The 16,871-nt window shown below is 64.3% G+C and carries 10 protein-coding genes; 1 reads left to right on the forward strand and 9 read right to left on the reverse strand.

Going from position 1 to position 16,871, the window contains the following annotated elements; translation table 11 throughout:
- Window positions 1–207 precede the first annotated feature (207 nt).
- On the forward strand, window positions 208–6,768 hold the full coding sequence (locus BB029_RS23110; protein WP_168166833.1) for a DUF4329 domain-containing protein: 6,561 nt from the start codon (window positions 208–210) through the stop codon (window positions 6,766–6,768).
- 3 nt (window positions 6,769–6,771) lie between these two features.
- On the opposite strand, the gene BB029_RS23115 is transcribed toward BB029_RS23110, so the two are convergent.
- The 9 genes from BB029_RS23115 to BB029_RS23155 all read right to left on the reverse strand — a co-directional run bounded on the left by BB029_RS23115 (window position 6,772) and on the right by BB029_RS23155 (window position 16,775).
- Complete coding sequence (locus tag BB029_RS23115) at window positions 6,772–7,782, reverse strand: iron ABC transporter permease (protein WP_065940912.1); 1,011 nt, start codon at window positions 7,780–7,782, stop codon at window positions 6,772–6,774.
- Entirely contained in the window at window positions 7,779–8,726 is a 948-nt protein-coding gene (locus tag BB029_RS23120) for an ABC transporter substrate-binding protein (protein WP_065940913.1), read from the reverse strand. Before BB029_RS23120 ends, BB029_RS23115 begins: the two co-directional genes overlap by 4 nt.
- Window positions 8,723–9,505, reverse strand: a complete 783-nt coding sequence (locus tag BB029_RS23125; RefSeq protein ID WP_065940914.1) for an ABC transporter ATP-binding protein — start codon at window positions 9,503–9,505, stop codon at window positions 8,723–8,725. The genes BB029_RS23120 and BB029_RS23125 overlap by 4 nt, the downstream gene beginning before the upstream one ends.
- A gap of 44 nt (window positions 9,506–9,549) precedes the next feature.
- Window positions 9,550–11,667 (reverse strand): TonB-dependent siderophore receptor, encoded by a 2,118-nt coding sequence (locus BB029_RS23130; RefSeq protein WP_065940915.1) that lies wholly within the window; start codon window positions 11,665–11,667, stop codon window positions 9,550–9,552.
- Window positions 11,668–11,819: 152 nt separating this feature from the next.
- The gene (locus tag BB029_RS23135; protein ID WP_065940916.1) at window positions 11,820–13,202 is read right to left on the reverse strand and encodes a PepSY domain-containing protein; all 1,383 of its coding nucleotides are present in this window, start codon (window positions 13,200–13,202) and stop codon (window positions 11,820–11,822) included.
- A 71-nt stretch (window positions 13,203–13,273) separates the two neighbouring features.
- Entirely contained in the window at window positions 13,274–15,343 is a 2,070-nt protein-coding gene (locus BB029_RS23140) for a TonB-dependent copper receptor (protein ID WP_065940917.1), read from the reverse strand.
- A gap of 93 nt (window positions 15,344–15,436) precedes the next feature.
- Window positions 15,437–15,838, reverse strand: coding sequence for a DUF2946 domain-containing protein (locus tag BB029_RS23145; protein ID WP_065940918.1), 402 nt, complete (start codon window positions 15,836–15,838; stop codon window positions 15,437–15,439).
- 11 nt (window positions 15,839–15,849) lie between these two features.
- Entirely contained in the window at window positions 15,850–16,332 is a 483-nt protein-coding gene (locus tag BB029_RS23150) for a copper chaperone PCu(A)C (RefSeq protein ID WP_065940919.1), read from the reverse strand.
- Between the two features lie 47 nt (window positions 16,333–16,379).
- Complete coding sequence (locus tag BB029_RS23155; RefSeq protein WP_065940920.1) at window positions 16,380–16,775, reverse strand: DUF2946 domain-containing protein; 396 nt, start codon at window positions 16,773–16,775, stop codon at window positions 16,380–16,382.
- Window positions 16,776–16,871 lie beyond the last annotated feature (96 nt).

Raw genomic sequence — 16,871 nt, forward strand, 5'->3', positions numbered from 1 at the left:
GGGCGGAGCCCGGCGCCTGGCGCTGGCGCACCAATGCGGAGCGTGCGGGCGTTGGCGGTGCAGGGGATGCGCCTAAAGAGTGCCTGGGGGCCTCGATAACTATGCAGCGCCCTGTGGGCGGTTCAAGCGAGGACGCTTCTGCATGGCAAGCGTTGTGCGAGCCCGGTGCCCATGGGCACCGACGACGAACATGATCAAGGGAGTGTCATGCAAGAGCATTTATCCAGAGAGGAGCGCGCGGCAGCGAGGGGCCTTCGATACACCCTCAGCCCTGGGTTTATCAGTGCCGACGATGCTGCACGCTATGTGCACGAGCGCATTGGCGACAAGCGCGACCGCGAGTACGGCAGTGTCATTCTCCAGCGCCTGGCCGATAGCAAAGTGTTTGCCACCGAGCCGATTCCCGGCAAGGCGGCGACGTTCGACTTTTCGCTGTTGCTGGAGCGCGGGGCGCAGAACGAGTTCCTCGATCCTGCGGGCTACAAACTGGTGGGCGGGGTGCATTCCCACCCTGACCAGTTTGCCCAGATCAAGGCGCTCAACCCCGGTTATCGGGATCGCCAGGTGCGTATCTTCAACAGCTTTTTTTCCACCCGCGATGTGGTCTTCAACCACTACGAAGGGCGTGCGTTCGGCACCGCCTACTTGTCGGGCCCCCAGGGCGTACTGCTCAAGTACCAGCCGGGTTTTTCCGAGGCCGAGCGCAAGTTTGTCGACTGGATCGACGACGTCAGCACGGCCGTGCCCGCCGATGGTCACGATGGCACGCTCGAAGGCTTTATCAAGAAAGTGGCGTCGGTAGGCCGCTTGTCGTTGCTGGTCGCCAGCGATGACTGGGGCGGGGTGCCCGGTGTCATCGATCAGCACTGGCGGCCCTATCTGCCACTGAACAGCGGCCAGCCCACCATCGCCTGCGGGGCGGTGTATCCCGAGGTCACCCAGGCGCTCAACGCCGTGCAGGCGCGCATGCGGCGCATGCCCAATGTCAGCCAGATGGCCCTGCTGCTCAAGCATGAGCTGCGCGATGAATTCGCCGCCACCCAGCCCTTCGTACTCAGCAGTGCAGAGCAGTTGCCCACCGACAACCACCTGCCTTTGCTGGCGGGCGGGCCACTCTTGCCGGAGGGCTTTCACCTGCAGGGGTTCTTCTATCTGTCGCGGCCGGTGCCGGCGCAGTTTCCGACGGTGGAACCGTGGCTGTACCAACAGTTCTTCAGCCCCAGGGAGCTGGCGGCCTACATCGGCAAGGCCCGCCGCTACATGCATACGGCGCCCTCCGTGCTGGGCATCTCGCTGTACCTGCGCACCAAGGACAATGCCTTGCTGCGCTACCGGTTCAGCGGCTCACCGGCGGAAACGCGATTGTTTACCACCGATGAGCCCGGCCTTGACCTGGCCCTCGCGGCGGGAACCCTGACCCCGCGCCAGTTTGTGAAACAGGTGGCCGAAGCCGGTGAGTTGAGCGTCGAACAGACCAGCCCGCTGTGGGACGTGGAAGGCGTGGTCGAGAACAACTGGACGCCCTATGCACGCTTCCCGTTCAAGCAGGCCACCCTCGGCCAGGCGTTTTCGTCGGCCGACAAGGCCGCACAGTTTGCCCATGCGCAGGTGGGCGAGCGCCGTGACCGCGCTTATGTGGCGCTGATTCTGAAGCACCCCGACCAGCACTTTGTACTGACGCAATTGCTGCAGGCGGGCACCAACCCTTATGGGTTCCAGGGGTTCTATCCGTGGGACGCTTACAGCAAACAGTTGGCGTTGCCCGGTGGTTATCAACTGCACGCCTGGTTCGGCTCGCACATGGCGTTGTCATGGGGGAACCTCGATGCCGACTTCAAGACGAAGTGGACTCGCGACGATGCCAGCGTCTACTTCCAGGGCTTTACTGACGTGGAGGCCCACAGGATTCATCAACTGCGCGTGCCGGGCTACCTCTCCGGCGCGGCAGACAGCCTGCTTGTGCTGGAGCCGGAAGGGGCGGACCAGGCCGCATTCACGCGATTGTTCGCGCCGGCGCCGGGCGGCAGCCTGATTGCCAGAGACCTGGCGGACGGTACCTATACGCCTGCCGAAGGCGTGCGCAAATTGGCTGGGGTCAGTCGCCTGCGGGTGGTCCTGGGCAATGCGCTATGGGGGCCGCCTGGCGTGATTGACCGGCACTGGCGAGCGTTTGCCGCCGCGCCGTCCCTGCCGAGCGGCGCGACCGCCGTGGCCACTCTGCCGGCCTTGAGCCCGGCGTTTGTGTCTGCGGATGATGCGGCACTGTGGGCTCACCGGCGTATCGGGGCGCGACGCGCGCGCGAGTTCGGTGGAGTTATCCTGAAAAAGCCTGGCGGGCATTTCTTTGCCACCGAGCCGCAAGTCAGCACCGGCGCGCGGTTCGACTTCCTCACCCTCCTGGCCACGGATGATCGCGCCCAGTTCATTGCTCCGCCCTCTTATGAATGCCAGGGCTTCTACCGTTCCTATCCGGCCGAGCCTGGCGAGGTGGAGCGCTACAACCCGGGCTTCAACCCGGACCAGGTGGCGCTGACCGGCAGCTTCTTCTCGAATGCCGATCAGGTGTTTGCCCTGTCCCACCGTGATTTCACCCCGGTGCATTATCTGTCCGGTCCTGACGGCGCATTGCTCAAGTACACGAGCAGCGGTTCCCAGCAGGAACAGTCCCTGTTGCGGCAGTTGACGGGGGTCGAGCCAGCGCAGCCTCTCACCGCGTTCGAGGGGGCGGTGTGGAACCTGGCGCAGGCCGGGGACTTGCGGGTCGTGGTGGGCAGCAAGGTCTGGGGTGGGGTGCGGGGGCGTGTGCTGCACGGCTGGACCCTGGGCAGCCCTGTCACCTCGGTGCAGGACCTGCCGTTTTTTACCCCGCTGCTGTCGATGGGGCACAGCGCGGTGCTGGTCGCCCTGAGCAGCGTCGACTTGCTGGGGCAGGCGGCGGTGGGCGTGGTGCTGAAACACCGCACCACGTCGAATTACATCGCTACGCTGCCGGCGCCGTTGGGGACGACCCTGGACAGTCTGTTTCCCGTGGGGGACCGCGGTGAGCCAAGGCTGGTGCCGAACTATCGCCTGGTGGGCCTCTATCACGCCCAATCAGCACAGGCGCCGCAGAGGCTGCCACCCATGGACGCATGGCTCTATAAGCGTTTCGCTACGCCGGCGGTGCTGGTGGATGCCATGAGACAGTCGATCGCCAGCGCCGGTATGCAGATCGCCGCGCTCGGTCTCAAGCTGTATCTGCGCACCGCTGATAACGCTTTGCTGCACTGGCAGGTGCCGAGTGCCTCGTCTGCCAACGAGCTGTTTGTCGTCGACGGACAAACCGTGACCGACAACGGCAATGAAGCGGCCTTGCTCGACGGCACATTGTCGCCGCGGGATTTCGTGCGCCGCGTGATGCGCGCGGGGGAGTTGTCGGTGGTCCAGCAAGGCGGCCTGTGGAACACCCTCGGGCCGTTGTATGACAGCGAGCACTTGCCGCTCGGCTCAGGCGCGCTGCCCTTGAGCGGGATGTTCCTGACCGCGGACGACGCCGCGCGGCATGCCCATGAACGCATCGGCGTTCGCCGCAGCAATGCCTATGCCGGGTATGTCCTCAAGCGGGACGATGGGCGATTCGTGTTCACTGAACCGGTGGCCATTTCCGACGACGGCTTCGCCTCCGACCTGCTGCGCCCTGCCAACGGCAGCGCTTATCTGGTGCCGCCTGCGGACCATCAGCTCTATGCGCGCTACAGTTCGCATACCGCGTTATCCGTGGCTGACCTGGAACGCCAACGGCGTCTTGGCTGGACGCTGGCCGACCTGGAAGTCAATGCCACACTGTTCTCCGATGTGGAAATCCGGTCGGTGATCGAATCGCGGCTGCCGGCCTATCTGAGCGGTTCGCCGAATAACCTGATCAGCTATCGCCCCAGTGGTTCTGCCAATGAGCTGCTGGTACTGAGCAATACCCAGCGCGAGCCCGGCCAGCATGGCTATTTCGAACGGCTGGAGAGCGGCCAGCTCAAACCGGTGGACATCGTCGCCCGGCTGGCCGATGCCGGCACCTTGAGCGTGCTGGTGCGCAGCGCGTTGTGGGGGCCGCGTGGCCGGGTCTACAGCGACTGGACGCCCAACTTCGACTACGCCGAAGTCGATCTGCAGGCACCGGCGTTCGGCGCGATCTTCGACAGTCTCGATGCCGCGGCACTCAATGCCCATGTGCGCTGGTACGGCAGGAACCTGGATGCGCAACGCTGCACGGCGTACATCCTCAAGCATCCGCAGCGCGATGAGTTTGTGGTCAGTGAACTGCTGGCGATCACCTCCGGCGGGCGTTGGTTGAGTGACTCCTCCAGGGGCGTCGGTTATCTGGCCGGTGGCGAATTCGCCAAGGGGTTCGAGCTGGCCGGCCTGCTGTTTTCGCAGCAATGGGTGCCGGCGGGATTGCCCACCACCGAGGCCTGGCTGGCGCGGTTCTTCATCACCCCCGAGGTGCTGCTGCGCGCCGAACAGGATGCCCGGCATCTGCCGCGCCCGGCAGCCACTGCGATACTGCCGGTGTATGTGTCGACACACGATGGCGCCTTGTTGCGCTACCAACCTCCGGCATCTTCCCTGCTCAAGGAAACCACCGACGGCACGGGCGTGATCATCGCCGGGATGAACCTGCACAACGGGACGCTGGACGTCCAGCGCTATGTGTCACAGGTCGCCCGGCCTGCGGACCTGCGGGTGCTCTACACCAGCCAGTGCTGGGACCGCCGGGGAGTGGTGGGCCAGGGTGGCGTGGCCTGGCGACCCTACGCCAACTTCATCCGCCGTCGCCTGGGCCCGGCCTTTCACTCCCAGGACGATGCGGCCCGGCACGTCCGTTCGCTGCTGCAGGGCAATGGTCTGCTGGGCGGGTTGATTCTGCAGCGTCCCGATGGCCTGTTTGTCGCCACCGAACCGCTCAAGGTGCCCCAGGAAGACTTCGACCCCAAGTGGATTTTCCCGGATGAGGTGGTCAGTACCGGTGGCTTCCCGGCGGCCCATACGGTGGTTGCACGTTACCGCTCCAGCCCGGCCCGGGAGTTGCCCTTCGTACTTGAACTGGCGCAGGCCGGCCTCTATCGCAACATGCTGTCCACCCGCGTGATTTCATCGGCCCTCGCAGGCCAGGACGCCCGCCTGAACCGCGAGTACCTGCTGGGTTCCGATGGCTGTGTGGTGAGCTACACACGTAGCCGCTCCGCGCTGGAGGAAGCGCTGAGAAAACAGCTTTTGCCCCTGGATGAGACACGACTCGATCGCCTGGAAAACCTGCTCGAACGTCAGATTCGCAATGCCGCGCTGGCGCCTGGCGAATTTGTCACGCGCCTGGCCAATGCGGGTGTCTTGCGGGTGGTGGAGGGCAGCCCGACATGGGGCACGCCACGCCGGATCACTGGCGCCTTCATCGTCAATAGTGACCGCCCCGCGCCATTGGCGATCCGGAACGCACTGGCAGACCCGGCGTTCAGCCCGCTGTTCACCCAGGAGCAGGACGCGGTGCGGTATGCCCATCAGCATCGTCGGCATGGCGAACACCTGCAGTTCGGCTACGTGTTCAAATCGCAGAAAAACGGGCACTACATGGTCAGCATGCCGCTGGTGCGCCAGAGCTATCGTGATTTTACACAAGTCTTTCCCGACGGTCTTTTCCCCCAGGGCTATGGGCTGGAAGGCTTCTACCTGTGTGCCAGCAGCGACAGCGTCACGCCGGTCACGGACCCGCTGCACCAGGCATTTTTTTCGCCCACGGACATGGACATCGGCATCCGCTTCTCGATTCATGGCATCAGGGGCAAGCAACTCACGTTTTACCTGTCATGCGCGGACGGTGCCCTGCTCAGGTATCAATACCTGGGCACGGATGCGCAGCTGGATTCGTGGGGCACGCTGCTTGAAACACGGCAGCAGTTACGCGCGGGCCGGATGGCCCTGCTCAGTTACGTCCATCGCCTGCTCGACAAAGGGGTCCTGGATACGTTGGTCCGAGGCGAGGTCTGGACCACGCGCAATCGTGTCGATACGTTCTGGCAGCCCGGTGTCAATGAGGTGTTTGTGCCGCCTTGGCGTGCGGCCTGCGGTCCGGTTTTTTCCGATGGGGATGATGCCGCGCGCTATCTCCGGCGCCAGCTTTCGCCGTATCAGGGCAAACAGTACCTCTCGGCGATACTCGCCAACGCGGCGGGCACGTCGTTCCTGGCCACCTTGCCGGTAGCGGCCGGGGCCGACCAGTCGCTGATTCTGCGCCTGTTCTACAGCGGGCCGCTGGGCCCTGTACAACCGGCGGTGCCGCCAGCGCCCCTGCCGGACTTTCCGCAGCAATATGCGGTTGCGGGTGTCCATCTGCTCTACAACAGCATGCCGGCCACCGACAGCCGGGCGCCGAAGGATATCGCCCTGACGCGTCATTTCGTGGCGCCGACCTTCCTGAGCTATTTCATCAGGGTGTTGCGCGGGCTGTCGCGGCCGTCGCCGGGTCTTTATCTGTCGAGCCAGGCCGGTGCGTTGTTGAAGTACCTGCCCAGTTATTCGGCGCAGGAAAGCCTGGTCCTGGTGGGCGGCCCCGAGGTGTATCCCACCGTGTTCCTGAAGGGCGTGGCCAGGACCGGCAAGCTGTTTGTGCTGGACAAGGACGGCTTCTGGATGAACGAGGGGCTACTGTCCGAACAGCAAGTGGAGCGCTCCAATGGACTGGAAATCGCCGTGCCCGAGGTCGACGAACCGCTGAGCCTGCGCGACCGCGACGAGCTGTAAGCGTCAGCGCTTGCGCATCAGGCCGATGAAGAACAGGCCGCCGATCGCCGCCGTGGCCACGCCGATCGGCAGGTCTTCGGGGGCGATCAAGGTGCGCGCCGCCACATCGACCCAGACCAGGAACAGGCTGCCCAGCAATGCGCATACCGGCAGCAACCGACGATGCTCGGCGCCCACCAGGCGCCGGGCGATGTGCGGCACCATCAGCCCGACAAAGCCGATGGAGCCGCTGATGGACACCAGTACGCCGGTCATCAACGAGGCGACCAGGAACACCTTCAGCCGTACATTGCGGGCGTTCAGGCCAAGGGTCACGGCGGTCTGTTCGCCGGCCATCAGCGCGTTCAACGGGCGGGCCATGCCCACCAGCACCAGCAGACCGAGCACTACACTGGCGCCCGGAATCGCCAGCAGTTCCCAGCGTGCCAGGCCGAGGCCGCCGAGCATCCAGAACATCACCGCCGAGGCGGCGCGATGGTCGCCCATGAACAGCAGCAGATTGGCCGCCGCCATCATCACGAACGACACTGCCACGCCGCACAGCAACAGACGATCACTCTCCAGCCGGCCATTGCGACTGGCTACCGCGAGCACCACGATCATGCTCGACAGGGCGCCGATAAAGGCGGCGATGGGCAAGGTCAGCAGACCGATGATCTCGCCCACATGCAGCACCACGATCACCGCGCCCAGGGTCGCGCCGGAAGTGACACCCAGCAGGTGCGGATCGGCCAGCGGATTACGCGTGACCGCCTGCAACACCGCACCGATCAACGCCAGCCCGGCCCCCACCAATGCCCCCAGCAGCATGCGCGGCACGCGGATCAGCCAGACGATAGGTACCTGCCCGGCCGACCAACTCACTTCGCCGATGCCGAAGACCTTGTACAGCAGGATGCGCCACACCACGTCCGCCGGTACCCGCGCGGGGCCGAAGCCCAGGGATATCACGCAGGACACCAGCAGCAATGCGCCCAGGGCGGCAAGCAGCAGGGTGTAACGACGGGTGATCATTCGCCGTGGAACCCCTTGGCCAGGGTTTCCACCGCCAGCACGTTATCGATGCCCGGCGTGGCTTGTACATACGGGATCACGATAAAGCGCTGGTTCCTGATCGCGTCCACCCCTTGCAGCGCCGGGTTGTTGAGCAGGAATTGCTGTTTTTGATCGGCGGTGACTTCGCTGTAGTCGACGATCACGATCACCTGTGGATTGCGCTCCACCACCATCTCCCAGTTGACGCGGGTCCAGCTGGCGTCGACGTCATCGAGGATGTTGCGCCCGCCGGCCGCGTCGATCAGCGCCTGGGGCATGCCGAGGCGGCCGGAGGTCATGGCGCGGTCTTCACCGCTGTCGTAGAGGAACACGCGCGGCTTGTCGGCGGGCAGGTCTGTCTGCACCTCGGCGACCTGTGCCTGCATCTGCGCGATCAAGGCATTGGCGCGGTCCTGCACGTCGAAAATCCTGCCCAGGTTGCGCAGGTCGTTATAGGTGTCGTCCAGGGTCGCGGCCGGGCGCTTCATCACGAAGGCGCACGACTCGGTCAGCTCGTACACGTTGATCCCCAGCGGCTGCAGGGTGTTCGGCGTCAGGTCGCCGCCCACGCGCATGCCGTAGTCCCAGCCGGCAAAAAAGAAATCCACATTGGCATTGAGCAGGGTTTCCACCGACGGGTACTTGCTCGCCAGCTCCGGCAGGCCGTCGAGGGTCCGGGCCATGTCCGGGGTGACCGACTTCCAGCCGGTGATGCCGCTGTAGCCGGCCATCCGCGGTTTGAGGCCCAGGGCGAGCATCATCTGGGTCATGTTGATGTCATGGCTCACCGCATGCTTCGGCGCCTCCTGGAAGGTCACGTCGCGGTTGCAGCTTTTGACGGTGACCGGGTAATGGGTGGCTTCAGCGAAGGCTGGTGAAGCACCGGACAGCAGGGCCACAAGGGCGAAGGCGCGCAGGATCATGGTTGGGTTATCCAGGTGATGCGGGGATGGTCGGCCAGGGGATGAGTGTCGATCAGCGCCTCGACGCCGAACACATCGCGCAGCAGTTCAGTGGTCAGCACCTGGTGAGGCGTGCCGCTGGCGACGATGCGCCCGTGGTCGATCACGTAGAGCCGATCACAAAAAGCGGCGGCCAGGTTGAGGTCGTGGATGCTGGCCAGGGTGCCGATACCCAGGCGCTTGACCAGCCTCAACAGCTCAAGCTGGTAGCGTGGGTCGAGGTGGTTGGTCGGCTCGTCGAGGATCAGTAATTGCGGTTGCTGGGCCAGGGCGCGGGCGAGGATGACGCGCTGTTTTTCACCGCCCGAGAGGGTGGCGAAGGCATGCGCTTCAAAGCCCTGCATGCCCACCGATACCAGCGCCTGTTGTACCAACTGCCGATCCTCCAGGGTGTCGCTGTCGAACAGGCCCTTGTGGGGAGTGCGGCCCATGGCGACCACTTCATCGACTCGCAGGCCAAAGGCATCCGGGAACTCCTGCAACACCACGGCGATACGTTGCGCACACCACTTGGCGCCTTGCTTCCACAGGTTCCGGTGGGCGAGCAATACGTCGCCGCGTTGCGGCTGGGTGAACCGATAGGCGCAGCGCAACAGGCTGGTCTTGCCGCTGCCGTTGGGGCCGATCAGCCCGACGAACTCCCCCGCAGCGACGTGAAGCCCGGCGTCACGCAGTTGGAACGGGGGTTGGCAGAGGTTCGCCGGGGCCCAGTTGATGCGGGTGAGGGTGAGTGAAGTCATCAAGTCTCTCAAGGCCTGCAGGGATCCAACGGTGTTTGGGTCAGTTAGAAGGTGTAGTCCGCCGTGACGAAGAACGAGCGCGGTTCACCGAGGATCCATTGCTGGCCGTCGTTGTACTGGCTGACCGCGTAGGTGCGATCGAACAGGTTGTTCAGTTGCAGGCCCAGGGTGGTGTTGCGCATCGCCTTCCACGACAGCGTGGCATCGACCACGGTGTAGCTCGGCAGCTCGTTCTGGTTGGCCATGTCGGCATACCGTGCATCGACATAGCGCACCCCGGCACCGGCTCGGATGTCGTCGCTCAGGGCCTTGCTCAGCCACAGGTTGGCGGTGCGGCGTGGCACGTCCACCGGGCGGTTGCCGTCGCGGGACACTTGTACACCGTCGACATCCTGTTTGAAGTCGTCGTACTGCGCCCGCACGATGGCGGCGTTGGCTTGCAGCGCCCAGGCGTGCGGCAGTTGCAGGTCGAGGCTGGCTTCCAGGCCGCTGGAGGATTGCTGGCCGACTTGCTGCTTGAGGTCCGGGTTGCCGGGGACGTCGGTGAGCAGTTTCTTCTTGACGATATGGTAGGCCGCCACTGTCCATTCGCCGCGTTGATCCCAGAAGGCCTGCTTGAGGCCGATCTCGGTTTGCCTGGCGGTGGAGAGGTCGAACTGCTGCTGGCCAGGGCTCAGGGAAATCAGGCCGCCGACCCCGTCGGTGCTGGTGGCGTACTGGCCGTAGACCGAGGTGTCCGAGGTGTCCGGGGTGATTGCGTAGACCAGGCCGGCCTTCCAGTTATTGCCGGTGAGGGTCTTGTCGCTTTGGCTGGCGTCACGCAAATCATCGCGCTCGACGTGGGCATAGTCGCGGCGGATGCCGGTGACCAGCGCCAGTTGGTCGGTGAGTTGCAGGCGGTTTTCGGCGAAACCGGCAACGGTTTTGGTGGTGGTGGCGAACAGCGGTTTGAACGGGTTCTGGCTGTCGAACCGAGCGGGCGCCGGATCGTTGATATCCACCGGCTGGCCGCCGGGCAGCACGTCGTTGAACGGTGAGTTGCTGGCCAGGCGGAAACGGATGCGGTTGTATTCCACGCCCGTCACGGTCTGGCTGTCGAGGCCGAACAGGCTGTGCTTGAAGGTGAAGGTCTGGCGATCGCCGACCTGTTCCTGGTTGTGCTTGATGCCGAAGTTGCCGCTGCGGGTCAGTTGCCCGTTGGTGACGTTGTAGTTCTCGGCGTTCTGCCAGCGACGCTGGTTCTTCAGGTAGAACAGTTCATTGGTGGCGCTGATGTTGTCATTGATCTGCCACTCGCTGGTCAGGCGCGTCCACTGGTCGTTGTAGTGCTGGGTGTCGTTGCTGACGTTGTAGTTCTTGTCGCGCAGGCCTTTGTGCAACTGGCCATTGATCAGCGGCGTGCCGAAGTAGTTCTGCGGGCGCTGGTCGCCATAGTCGCTGGCCAGGGTGAAGCTCAGGTTGTCCGCCGCCTGCCAGCGCAGGGCGCCGCTGACGAAGTCGCTGCTGGAGTCGCCATGGTCGATAAAACCGTGGCTGCGCAGGCGGTTGAGGTTCAGGCGATAGCTCAGGGTGTCGGTCAGCGAGCCGCCGCTGTCCAGGGCCTGTTGCTGGCGATCGTAGGCGCCGTAGCCGAGGCGGAGGTGGTTTTCGATCTCGCCTTCGAAGGGTTTTTTCGGCACGGTATTGATCACCGCACCGGTGGCGCCTTCGCCGTACAGCACCGAGGCCGGGCCGCGCAAAACGTCTACGCGTTCCACCGCCCAGGTGTCCACCGGGAAGGTCGAGGTGCCCATGCCCATGTACATGCGGGTGCCGTCGTACAGTTGCATCACCGAGCCCTGGCCGGTAAAGCCACGGGCCGACAGCGAGGTGCCGCCATCGCCCGGGGTGCCGGTGCGGCTGATGCCGGTGGCACGGGAAATGGCGTCCTGCACGCTGGCGTCGCCACGTGCGCGGATCTGCGTGCCGGTCTGGCTTTCGACACTGCCCGGGGTTTGCAGCGCGCTGAGATTCAGGCGCGAGCCTGCGGTGGTCGGTGTGTTCAGGTCGACGTGTTGGTCATCCACGGCCGCAGCGGTCACCGGGCTGGCGGGCAGGGTCAGGGCCTGGGCGCTGTCATGCAGGGCGAGCAGGCACAGGCCGGACACTAGGTACTTGTTCATTGGGCGGAAAATCGCTTCTTCGAGGCGGTGCTCGCCGCTGGGCGCGGCGAGCTGAGGTATGCAGTAAGTGTTATAAGTTAACACTTACTGCGTCTTTGGCGAAAGCCCGCGTAAGACTACCTAACGCCTCTATGTAGGGCATCTCGCCTACTTCATAGCGAACCTGAGGTGGATTCACGTTGGCTGAACAACCGCGACAACACCAGGCGATCCAGCGCCCAGACCGCGATCAACGAGGCGCCCACCAGCGGGAACAGGAGCGCCAGCCCGAGCATGATCACCATCGCGGTTTTCCACTTCGGCAGGTCATGACGCAACGGCGGAACTCCCAGGCCGCCCTGGGGCCGACGCTTCCACCAGATCACCACGCCACTCACCGCGCTGAGCAGGATCATCAGGCAGATCAGCAGCACGATCAGTTGGTTCACCCAGCCGAACATCTTGCCCTCATGCAGCATCACGCCGGTCTCGGTGGCCCGCGCCACGGTGTTGTAGTGCGCCCAGCGCACATCGGCGAGGACTTTGCCGGTGTACTGGTCCACATGCAGGGTGGCGTCGTTGCGCGGGTCGTCGGCGAACACCGCGACGGTGAACACGCCTTCGGCGGTGGTGGGGAAAGTGATGCTGTAGCCGGGCTCGACCTTGCGTGCCGTGGCCAGGTCCACCACCTGTTGCAGGCGCACCGTGGGCGCGGCGGGAGCAGCGTGCATGGCGCCGTGGTTCATGTGTTCGGCATGGTCGCCGGACATCGGCATCGGCGTGTTTTCCATGGCCCAGGGCACGGTCTGTTGCGTTGCGGTATTGAGCACCCGCGCCTGCTGATCGGACTGCGGCACGTTGTTCCACATCGCCGCTGGGAAGGTGTTCCAGAGGTCGGCGTATTGCTTGCCCCAGAAGCCGGTCCAGGTCATGCCGCTGAGCAGCATCACCAGCAGAAACGCCGCGCCCCAGAAGCCGGCGACGGCATGCAGGTCACGCCAGAACACGCGGCCACGGCTCGTGAAACGCGGCCATAACACCCCGGCCGACGTTTTGCCGCGCGGCCACCACAGGTACAGGCCGGACACCACCAGCATCACGCTCCAACCGGCGGCGAGCTCCACCAGGCGATCGCCGACGGTGCCGATCATCAGCTCGCCATGCAGGGCGCGGGCGATGGCTTGCAGGTTGTTTTTCGCATCCTGCTCACCGAGTACGGTGCCGCGATAGGGGTCGACGAACACCGTCACTTCGCGCCCGCCGTCGTGCATCACGAACTGCGCGCTGCTGGTGGCGTCGACGGGTGGCAGGTATTTGCTGATCTTGCCCTGGGGAAAGGCCGCCTGGGCGCGTTGCAACTGTTCGTCGGCGCTCAAGGCGTGCTCGGCGCTTTGCACCTTGAGCAGGTCGCCGTACATCAGCGGATCGAGCTGGGGTTTGAACAGGTAGATGACGCCGGTCAGGGCCAGCAGCACCATGAAAGGGGCGACGAAGAGGCCGGCGTAGAAGTGCCAGCGCCAGGCCAGGTTGTAGAAGGAAACTTTTTGAGTGGTCATTGGGGATGCTCCGCAAAGCTTGAATTTTTGTCGTTGGTCAGGCCGCTATCGGGGGCAAGCCCCCGATGCTTTTAGAAGCTCATGTCCACCTTGGTCCAAAGGGTCCGCCCCGGCTCCTTGATGGCCTGCGGGTCGTTGGCCGGATAGCCGAACCCGGCGTTGCCGGCCAGGTTCAGGTGTTCGGCGTAGGCCTTGCCGAACAGGTTGTCGACGCCGGTGCTGACCTTGAAATTCTTGTTGATGCGATAGGCGCCATTGACCGAGAACACGCCAAAGCCACCGCTCTTGTCGTAGTCCTTGCCGACCACGTTGCCCTTGTTCTGGTCGATGCGGTTCTGCGCCGCCACTACCCGCCACAACGCGCCGGCACTCCAGTCGTCTTCGCTATAGGTCAGGCCGAAGCGCGCATCCAACGGTGGCATTTGCGGCAGGGCCTTGCCGTCGCTGCTGTTCTTGCCCCAGGCGTAGGCGAGGGTGGCATCGGCTTTCCAGTTCTGCGTCAGTTTGTAGGCCGCGCCGAGTTCACCGCCCATGATGCGCGCGTCCACATTGCGCGCCTGGGAGGTGGTGCCCATCATCCCTGCCCGGTAGTCGAACAGGATGAAGTCACGCACCTGGCCGACGTAGCCCGAGGCCCAGGCTTCGAGGTTGTCGGCTTTGTACTGTGCGCCGACGTCGAGCTGGGTGGTTTTCTCCGGTTTCACGCCGTCGAAGGCGTTGACCGAGCCGACTGCGCCGGTGTTGGGCGAGAACAGCTCCCAGTAATCCGGGAAGCGCTCCGAGTGGCCCAGGCCGGCATAGAGGGTGGTCGGGCTGTCGGCCAGGTCGTGCTCATAGCGCATAAAGCCCGAGGGCAACGTATCGGCGCGGGTGTCGTCGGCGGTGGGGTTGGCGCGTGCACTCATCCCGGAGCCGGTGGTTTGCCGGAAATCCTTGGCCGAGGCGCGGTCCAGGCGTGCGCCGGTGATCAGGCGGTCACGGTCGGCGGCGTACCAGGTCAGTTCGCCGAACACGCCGTAGTTGTGGAAGTTGGCGTCCTTGACCTTGGGCAAGTCCTTGTAGGTGTCGATGCCCATGCTGCTGCGTTGGCGGTGTTCGTTGGTCTGCGCATCCAGGCCGCTGATCAGTTGCACATCGGCCCAGCGCCAGGTGGCCTTGATGCGCGCGCCGAGGGTGCGGCGGTCGACGTTGGAGGCCATGGGCCCGGCCATCATCCCGGTGCCCGAGGGTGTGCGCAGGCTGTAGTTGTCCATCACGTGGTCGGCGTAGTTGTAGTAGACCTGGGCTTCGACCTTATCCAGCACCTCGCCGATATTCGATTTTTCGAAGCGCAGGCCCAGGCTTTCGCGCAGGAACTGCGAACCGTCCATGCCGCGCCCGGCGTAACGCGCTTCGCCGTCGCCACGGCCGGCGGTGAGTTCCAGCAGGGTGTCGGCATCCGGGGTGAAGCCGACGGCGACGTCGCCATTCCATTTGTCGTAGCGCGAGGCGACGGTGTCGTTGTTGCCGTCCTTGTAGTCATCGGCATGGGCCTGGTTGCCGATCACCCGCACATAGCCCAGCGACCCACCGGCGGCGGCATCGATGACCTTGTCGAAGCGCCCGTTGGAGCCGGCCAGCACACTCGCGTTGAGCCGCGTGCCGAGTTCACCGAAGTGTTCCGGTTCGCGCTCGAACAGGATGGTGCCGGCCGACGCGCCCGGGCCCCAGAGTACGGTTTGCGGGCCTTTGATCACGGTGAGCTTGTCGTAGGTTTCCGGCGAAATGTACGAGGTCGGCGCATCCATCCTGCCGGGGCAGGCGCCGAGCATCATGCTGCCGTTGGTGAGGATGTTCAGGCGCGAGCCGAACATGCCGCGCAGCACGGGGTCGCCATTGGTGCCGCCGTTGCGTACCAGGGCGAAGCCGGGGATGGTCTTGAGGTAGTCGCCGCCGTCGCTGGCGGGCACCGGTTGGCGTGGGTCTTTGGGGTTGGTGACCACGGTCAGCGGCGAGCTGGGCGCAATGGCGGTGATCACCGTGGGCGTCAGCTCATGCTCGGCGTGTTCATCGGCCTGGGCGTGGGGAACGAGCAGGGCGCCGCATAGGGCAGCGAGCACAGAGGTGCTTCCCAAACGGGAGTCAGCAGTAAACCTGGACATGACAAATTCCATCAATCAATCGTAAACAACACGGCCAGCAGCCTGCGGCTGTCTGTCTAAAGTCGGCCGGGGTGAAGTAACGGTGGCAGGGGCTTACGAGGCGATGGGCGGGGCGCGGCTGCGGGCGCCGGGGAAGATGCTCTGCCGGGCATGGCCCAGGCGCGGTGCGGGGGTAAGGGCATTGGCCGGCGGCGGGGTACCGATGGCCACGAATGACACGCTGCCGGGCAGGGCCGGGCAACTGTAGAGCAAGTCGCAATAGCCGCACTTGGACCAGAGCGCGTGGTGTTCGTCAGGGGCTTTCTTGTGATGGGCGTCGCCGTGGTCGCCGGGCATGTCCATGGACATGTTCATCGACATACCGGCGTGATGATCCATCGGCATCGCTTGGGAAATCAGCGGACCGATAAAGATCATCAGCATGGCGAACAGGCTGATCCAACTGCCGCGCTTCACGCGGCGGTGTGGGGATAGCCTGGCGCGAGGGGCGCCCATCTGGAGTCAGTCTATTGAGGGTGCTTGTGCTCGTGGCCGGCCATCGGCGGCGCTTTCTGCACCGACACTTCCACCTCGACCTTGCCGGCTTTTTCAAAGGTCAGGGTCAGCGGGAATTGCTTGCCATCGGCCAGCAGGCTGCGGTCCTTGAGGCCCAGCAACATGACGTGATACGCCATGGGCGCGAAGGTCAGGTCACCCTTGGCCGGTACGGCAACGCTGGGGACTTGCTGCATCTTCATCAAGTCGCCCTGCATCACATGCTCATGCAGCTCGGCCTTGTCGGCCACTGGCGTGTCGACACTGAGCAGGCGATCCGGTGTCGCACCGGTGTTATGAATCACGAAATACGCGGCGACGGTGGGCGCGTTGGGCGGCAATTCCTGGGACCAGGGATCGCTGACCAGCAGGTCGCCGGCCTTGTAGTCTTCGGCATTGGCAGCACTGAACACCGGCAGCAGCAACGCAGCCAGAAGCAGGGAAGATTTAAGCATGGCAGTTCTCCAGAACGGTTCTAAACGCAGTTCACTTGCGAAGAAGATCAGGCCGTCGGAGAGGCGCGGGGGTTGAGGCTCGGCCATTGCTGGCGCGGGGTGGGGGTTTGCAATGGGGTGTGTGGTTGACGCTGTGCCGTCTCGAATCGCGTGAGATACAACTGCGGCACATGCCCCGGCAACGCCACCAACGGCGCCGAGCCCGAGCAACACCAGCAATGCTGCATGGTGGAATGATCGTCCGGCTGCGGCGCCGGAATCTCCAGCTTGCCCAGGGCAATGGTCTTCAGGCTGGCGCCATTGGACGAACAGAAACTGCCCCACAGCAATTGCTGCACGGGGTCCTTGGACTGCTGCATCGCGCTGGCCATTGGCATGGCAAAGGCGTTGAACAGCACTGCAAGGCAGGCGATCCAGGCAATTGCAAAGCGTTGACGGGCCATGGCGGACAATCCGTAGGGTTAAACGATCAGGCGGGTATTTAGCCTGATCGGGGGGGATAAGTAAAAAGTGGTGGTGTGGTTTGGTGTCGCAGTGCT

It is taken from the genome of Pseudomonas sp. S3E12, assembly GCF_001702295.1.
GTDB classification, from domain to species: Bacteria; Pseudomonadota; Gammaproteobacteria; order Pseudomonadales; family Pseudomonadaceae; genus Aquipseudomonas; species Aquipseudomonas marginalis.

Excerpts from the sequence above, each read along its gene's own strand:
- BB029_RS23120 (WP_065940913.1), bottom strand. The coding sequence starts at position 8,726 with ATGATCCTGCGCGCCTTCGCCCTTGTGGCCCTGCTGTCCGGTGCTTCA.
- BB029_RS23145 (WP_065940918.1), bottom strand. The coding sequence starts at position 15,838 with ATGGGCGCCCCTCGCGCCAGGCTATCCCCACACCGCCGCGTGAAGCGC.
- BB029_RS23130 (WP_065940915.1), bottom strand. The coding sequence starts at position 11,667 with ATGAACAAGTACCTAGTGTCCGGCCTGTGCCTGCTCGCCCTGCATGAC.
- BB029_RS23115 (WP_065940912.1), bottom strand. The coding sequence starts at position 7,782 with ATGATCACCCGTCGTTACACCCTGCTGCTTGCCGCCCTGGGCGCATTG.
- BB029_RS23140 (WP_065940917.1), bottom strand. The coding sequence starts at position 15,343 with ATGTCCAGGTTTACTGCTGACTCCCGTTTGGGAAGCACCTCTGTGCTC.
- BB029_RS23110 (WP_168166833.1), top strand. The coding sequence starts at position 208 with ATGCAAGAGCATTTATCCAGAGAGGAGCGCGCGGCAGCGAGGGGCCTT.
- BB029_RS23135 (WP_065940916.1), bottom strand. The coding sequence starts at position 13,202 with ATGACCACTCAAAAAGTTTCCTTCTACAACCTGGCCTGGCGCTGGCAC.
- BB029_RS23155 (WP_065940920.1), bottom strand. The coding sequence starts at position 16,775 with ATGGCCCGTCAACGCTTTGCAATTGCCTGGATCGCCTGCCTTGCAGTG.
- BB029_RS23150 (WP_065940919.1), bottom strand. The coding sequence starts at position 16,332 with ATGCTTAAATCTTCCCTGCTTCTGGCTGCGTTGCTGCTGCCGGTGTTC.
- BB029_RS23125 (WP_065940914.1), bottom strand. The coding sequence starts at position 9,505 with ATGACTTCACTCACCCTCACCCGCATCAACTGGGCCCCGGCGAACCTC.